Raw genomic sequence first — 6,355 nt, 5'->3', positions numbered from 1 at the left:
TTCCTCCCTGCTCATGGTGATCATGTCCTTTTCTGCCACAATGCCCTCCTATTAACGTTAGGCATTGTAACTGGAAATAGGACATTTCTATTTTGGCGAATTAGGACATTATCATTTTGGGATTACAGAAAAAAATCCTTTTCTTACCAGCTGTTTTCTGATAAAGTTACCACTTATTTCCGCATTTCTTCCGAGGTGAATCCGCATGTCTGAGCAGGTACAGGTTGCAAAAGCCGCAGGTGTTGTCGGCGCTGCCACGCTTGCCAGCCGCATCATGGGGTATATCCGCGACATGGTCATGTCCTGGGCCTTCGGCACGGGCCTGGCCGCAGATGCCTTCTACGTGGCGTACCGCATTCCGAACCTTCTGCGCGAGCTTTTGGCCGAAGGATCGATGTCTGCGGCGTTCATCCCGGTCTATACCGAGACGCTCACCAGGGAGTCCCGGGAAAGCGCCCGACATCTGGCGAACGCGGTGTTTGCCCGTCTCCTGGTGATCCTGATCGTCCTGACCGGGCTCGGCATTCTCTTCGCTCCTTACGTGGTCAAGGTAGTTGCCTGGGGATGGGCGTACCGGGCGGAACATGACAAGTATGTCCTCGGGGTGATGCTCACGCGCATCATGTTCCCGTACCTCCTGTTCATCGGGCTTGCGGCGCTCGCCATGGGCATTCTGAACTCGCTCAGGTCGTTCCTTACCCCCGCGCTCTCGCCCGTCATGCTGAACGTAATGACCATCAGTTCCGTGGTGCTGAGCATCCGGTTCATGTCCGAGCCGATCTTTGGTGTTGCAGTCGGCATTGTCCTCGGCGGGATGTGCCAGTTCCTGATCCAGGTGCCGGCGCTCAAGAAACAGGGGATGATGATGCGGCCGCAGTTCCAGCCCACGCACCCGGGCGTCAGGAAGATCGGCAAACTGGCGCTGCCGATTTTCATCAGTTCTTCGGTGAATCAGCTCAACATATTCATCGGCACCATCTTTGCGTCCTTCCTCGCAACGGGAAGCATTACCTACCTGTTCTATGGCATGCGTTTCATCCATTTTCCCCTCGGCATCTTCGGCGTCGCCATTGCCACGGCAGTGCTCCCGACCATGTCCGCCCAGGCAGCGCGAAGCGAGACCACGGAGTTCCGCGAGACACTCTCGCTCGGGCTCAGGCTTGTGTTCTTCATCATGTTCCCGGCCATGGCCGGACTCATAACGCTCCGGGTGCCGATCGTGAACCTCCTTCTGGAGCATGGTCAGTTCGACCATATATCCACACAGGGCGTATCTGCGGCTCTCCTGTACTATGCCGTGGGACTCTGGGCCTTTGCCGGCGTGAGGATCGTTTCACAGGCATTCTACGCGCTCCAGGACACCAAGACCCCGGTCAAGATCGCAGTGGCGGCGCTGTTCACGAACATCCTGTTGAGTTCGGCATTTCTTGCCTGGACAGAGCTTGCCCACGGAGGACTTGCTCTCGCCACGTCATTGGCATCCATGTTGAATATCGGCTTATCAACCGTGTTTCTCAGGAAAAAGATCGGCCGCATGGACGGCAGAAGGATAGCGATATCGCTCCTCAAGATCGTTCCCGCGTCCATAGCCATGGGCGTGATCGGCTGGTGGGTCAGCATACAACCGGTCTGGGGCGGGACAGGGAACTCATTGTATAAAGCCGAACTGCTCGGCGGAGGCATGGCCGTGAGCGTGCTGTTCTATATCATCGTCATGTGGATCTTGAGAAGCGAGGAATTGAAGTTCATGTGGGGGATGGTGAGGGGGAAGAGGAAGGGGTAGCCGCAGGCTTCAGCCTGCGCTTGAATGCGGAATGCGGATTTCGGAATGCGGAATAAAAAAAGCTGTATTTTTTACCTCGCTTGGATGGGCCGGAGTGGCTGCGTCGGAGCAGGGGATATGCCGGGTTGTCCTGCCGAAGAAGGATAAGAAGATAGTTGAACAGGAGCTGAGAAGTGCAAGGTTCGCATCGCCCCTCACCCCAGCCCTCTCCCCGGAAGGGAGAGGGAGGGAAAAGGCGTCCTCGTCAGTTATGAAAAATCCATCAGGCATTTTGGATAAATCCGCAACATTGCTCCGGCAATACTTTTCCGGCGAACGCGTTTCATTTGACCTGCCTCTTGATATGCGTTATTATACGACCTTCCAGCAGGCGGTCTGGCGGGCGGCAATGGCGATCCCTTACGGCGAAACCCGGTCCTATTCCTGGATCGCAAAGAGGATAAAGAACCCCAAGGCTGGCAGGGCGGTGGGCCAGGCGCTCGGTGTGAATCCCATCCCGATCATCATCCCCTGTCATCGCGTCATTGACGCGACAGGCGGACTGGGCGGGTTCTCGGGAGGGCTCGGGATGAAGAAGAGACTGCTGGCATTGGAAACGGAAAGCAAATGAATGCCGTTCCCGTTCACCGACGCCGGGCACACTATGTGTTCGATATTATTTCCGTGATCGTCGTGGTCATGGTATTGGTCGGATATTTGGTCGTTCATTCCTATCAGGGAGCAAAAAAGAACATGGTATTGTACGGGATCGTCGTAGGCCCTCTCCAGGTGAACTGCTTTATCCTTGCGGATGGGAAGACCAAAGAAGCCGTGGTCATCGATCCGGGTGACGATGCTCAGGAGATACTGAAGATCATCAAGGACGAGGGTCTGAAGGTCAAATACATCGTGAACACCCACGGCCACTTCGATCACATCGGCGCGAACAAGGCGCTCAAGGATGCCACGGGCGCGGAATTGCTCATCCACGAAGACGACGCGCCGATGATGGGTTCAGCAACAATGCAAGCCCGCGCATTCGGCATGAGCACCATATCCTCGCCCGAAGCAGACCGGTATGTGAAGCAGGGCGATATCATCACCGCGGGCGAAGTATCTCTCAAGGTCCTGCACACACCCGGTCATTCTCCGGGCGGCATCTGCCTGCTTGAACAGGGGGTGGTTTTTACCGGCGACACGCTCTTTGCCGGCTCCATCGGCAGGTCGGACCTGATGGGGGGAGATCTGCCGACCCTACTCCTCTCGATAAAGACGAACCTCATGACCCTGCCGGACGATACCAAGGTCTATTGCGGCCACGGTCCCGCTTCCACCATCGGTGAAGAGCGGAACGAGAACCCGTTCTTGAACAGGCAATCCGGTTTTGAATAATCCGGTTTGTCTTGAGGTTTCGCTCCCGGTGTGGTAAAATATTCCATCCTGAAGCACTGATGCACGATGCTTTTATCCGCAGATTTCGCAGATGGACGCAGATTTAAAAAATAATTCAAGTTTGTTTTAATCTATGAAATCTGCGTAATCTGTGGATAATGTGTTGACCTGAGCAGTTACCTTTTTTGTTCACAAGGAGAATCCCATGGTTGTCGGTCCGATTCGAGAAGGTCTCACCTTTGACGATGTACTGCTTTTACCCGCAAAATCAGATGTCCTGCCGAAGGACGTGGACGTCCGGACGCAGCTCACCAAGAATATAAGCCTCAACATCCCGCTGGTGAGCGCGGCCATGGACACGGTGACCGAGACCAAGCTCGCCATCGCCCTCGCCCAGGAAGGGGGCCTCGGATTCATTCATAAGGCGCTTCCCATCAATGTGCAGGCCGAGGAGGTGGACAAGGTCAAGAAATCGGAAAGCGGCATGATCATCGATCCTATCACCATCTCGCCGAATGCCAAGATAACCGACGCACTGGAGCTCATGAAGAAGTACCGCATCTCGGGCGTGCCCGTGACCAAGGGCAACAAGCTCGTTGGTATCCTCACTAACCGCGACCTCCGGTTCGAGACCAGGTTGAGCCTCAAGGTCTCCGAGGTCATGACCAAGGACCATCTCGTTACCGCGCCGCTCGGGACCACGCTTGAAAAGGCCATGAAGATCCTTCAGAAGTACAAAATCGAAAAGCTCTTGATCGTGGACAAGGATTTCAGCCTGCGCGGCCTCATAACCATCAAGGACATTGAGAAGAAGATCAAGTACCCGAATGCCTGCAAAGACAAGCACGGCAGACTGCGCGTCGGCGCGGCCGTCGGCGTGGGCGACTATTCCGAACGCGTGCCCGAACTTTTGGAGGCCGGCGTGGACATCGTTGTGGTGGACACGGCGCATGGACATTCCCAGGGCGTGCTCGACACGGTCAGGGCCATCAAGAAGAAATATCCGGACCTCGATGTGGTGGCAGGGAACATCGCTACCGCCGAGGCGGCAAAGGACCTTATCAGGGCGGGAGCGGACTGCTTGAAGATCGGCATCGGCCCCGGTTCCATCTGCACCACGCGGGTTGTATCCGGCGCGGGCGTGCCGCAGATCACCGCGGTCATGGATTGCTGCAAAGAGGCGGACAAGGCCGGCATCCCGGTCATTGCCGATGGCGGCATCAAATTCTCCGGGGACATCACTAAAGTGCTCGCGGCAGGGGCTTCTTCCGTCATGATCGGCGGCCTCTTTGCCGGCACCGAGGAAAGCCCTGGCGAAACGGTGTTATTGCAGGGCAGAAGCTACAAGGTTTATCGCGGCATGGGTTCCATCGGCGCCATGGAGCGGGGCAGCAAGGACCGCTACTTCCAGGCACACGAGGAAGAGCTTGCCAAGCTCGTCCCCGAGGGCATCGAGGGCAGGGTGCCCTATAAGGGGACCCTCTCGGCAAGCGTGCATCAGCTTATCGGCGGTGTGCGGGCAGGCATGGGTTACTGCGGGTGCGAGTCTTTGAAGGCGCTGAAGGAACGGGCGCAATTCATCAAGATCACGAGCGCGGGACTTCGCGAGTCGCATGTGCACGACGTGGTGATCACCAAGGAAGCGCCGAACTACAGGTTGGACTAACGAGTGCGGATTTCGGAGTGCGGAGTGCGGAAGGAAAGGCCGGTCCGATAATTCCTTCAAAAGACTTTACCAATCATGTCGAAAGTAACGAATATTGAAAAAGCGCGCAGCGCGAGGATTAAGAAAACATTGGACAGCCACAGTACCGGAGGATTTAGTCCTTGCAGTCAGGACATGACCATCTGCGGCGACTGCACTGACAACCGCGCGAAGCAAAAGTGTCCGAGGCTGAAGGAGTGGCTGGCGAAGAAGGAACGCTGAAATCTGATAACACATCCACGGGCCCCGTGTTTGGTTGAAGAACACGGGGCTTTGTTGTTTTATTCTGACAGAGCGGTTCACTGTGTGTGAGCACTCACTTGCGGGATTCAGCAGGCACCAGCCTTGATTGCATTTCCCTCTGGCTACCGGTATAATAAGTAATGTTACCTGTAGGGCAAGGCTTTAGCCTTGCTTTAGCAACTCCTTCGACTGGCTCAGGACAGGCTCTGAAGGGTTGCCCTACAAATGAAATAACAACAATAATTGCTTTTGTTATAATGAAAGGACCTTATGTTAGAACGTATCCAGAAGATCATAGCCGCCGCGGGGGTGACATCGCGCCGCGCGGCGGAAGAGCTCATCGCCGAAGGAAGGGTGCGCGTGAACGGCCAGGTGGTGACCGAGCTCGGCACCAAGGCCGATGCGGACAAAGACCATATCAAGGTGGATGGCAAGCTCATCAATCCTCAACAGCCCAAGGTCTACGTTATGCTGAACAAGCCCGCGGGTTTTGTCACGACCATGTCCGACCCTGAAGGCAGGCCAACGGTGCAGGACCTGCTGAAAGGCATCAAGGTCCGCGTGTATCCGGTGGGGAGGCTTGACTACAACACCGAGGGCATGCTGATCCTGACGAATGACGGGGATTTCGCGCACTTGATCACCCACCCAAAACATGAATTTCCCAAGACCTATCTGGCGAAGGTAAAGGGCTTTCTCGAAGACAGTCAGATAGACAACCTTGAGCAGGGAATTTATCTCGATGACGGAAAGACCGCTCCGGCAAAGCTCAAGAAGGTCCGAAAAGAAGAGGCCAACTCCTGGCTCGAGATCACGATCCACGAAGGACGGAAGCGCCAGGTACGGCGCATGTTCGACCGCGTGGGCCACTCGGTGATCAAATTGAAGAGGATCAGAACAGGCAGTCTTACGCTCGGCAGTCTGCCGGAAGGGACATTCCGCTATTTGACTCCTGCCGAGGTGAGTGGACTGCTGGAAATGGCCCAGAAAACAGGGGTCAGTATCCAGGAGCCGGTGGTCAGGAGCAAGAAGGAGGCAGTCAGACCGCAGAGGGCAGTGAATACGGGCAGAGACGTACGGCAGCCGATGAGCGCGAGAGGCATGAAGCCGGCTCACCGGGGTGCTCAAGCTGATACCAGGCCATGGAGGGCAGTGAATACGGGCAGAGACGAACGGCGGCCGATGGGCGCGAGAAGCACGAAGCCGGCTCACCGGGGTGCTCAGGCGGATGCCAGGCCGTGGAGGGCAGAGGG

At 56.2% G+C, this 6,355-nt stretch carries 5 protein-coding genes and 1 pseudogene; all 6 read left to right on the top strand.

Going from position 1 to position 6,355, the window contains the following annotated elements:
- Nucleotides 1–205 precede the first annotated feature (205 nt).
- The 6 genes and pseudogenes from murJ to M0R70_14865 all read left to right on the top strand — a co-directional run bounded on the left by murJ (nt 206) and on the right by M0R70_14865 (nt 6,089).
- Nucleotides 206–1,783, top strand: a complete 1,578-nt coding sequence (gene murJ / locus M0R70_14890) for a murein biosynthesis integral membrane protein MurJ (GenBank protein MCK9420653.1) — start codon at nt 206–208, stop codon at nt 1,781–1,783.
- A gap of 31 nt (nt 1,784–1,814) precedes the next feature.
- Complete coding sequence (locus tag M0R70_14885) at nt 1,815–2,393, top strand: methylated-DNA--[protein]-cysteine S-methyltransferase (protein ID MCK9420652.1); 579 nt, start codon at nt 1,815–1,817, stop codon at nt 2,391–2,393.
- Between the two features lie 122 nt (nt 2,394–2,515).
- Nucleotides 2,516–3,154 (top strand): MBL fold metallo-hydrolase, encoded by a 639-nt coding sequence (locus M0R70_14880; GenBank protein MCK9420651.1) that lies wholly within the window; start codon nt 2,516–2,518, stop codon nt 3,152–3,154.
- A 205-nt stretch (nt 3,155–3,359) separates the two neighbouring features.
- A complete protein-coding gene (guaB, locus tag M0R70_14875; GenBank protein ID MCK9420650.1) occupies nt 3,360–4,820 on the top strand; it encodes an IMP dehydrogenase in 1,461 nt (486 codons plus the stop codon).
- 75 nt (nt 4,821–4,895) lie between these two features.
- Nucleotides 4,896–5,081: a hypothetical protein gene (locus M0R70_14870; GenBank protein MCK9420649.1), complete on the top strand. Its 186-nt coding sequence runs from the start codon at nt 4,896–4,898 to the stop codon at nt 5,079–5,081.
- Between the two features lie 291 nt (nt 5,082–5,372).
- A pseudogene (locus M0R70_14865) lies at nt 5,373–6,089 on the top strand (rRNA pseudouridine synthase).
- Nucleotides 6,090–6,355 lie beyond the last annotated feature (266 nt).

It is taken from the genome of Nitrospirota bacterium (assembly GCA_023229435.1).
Lineage (GTDB): Bacteria > Nitrospirota > UBA9217 > UBA9217 > UBA9217 > JALNZF01.
This window is presented reverse-complemented; position numbering and strand designations above follow the sequence as displayed.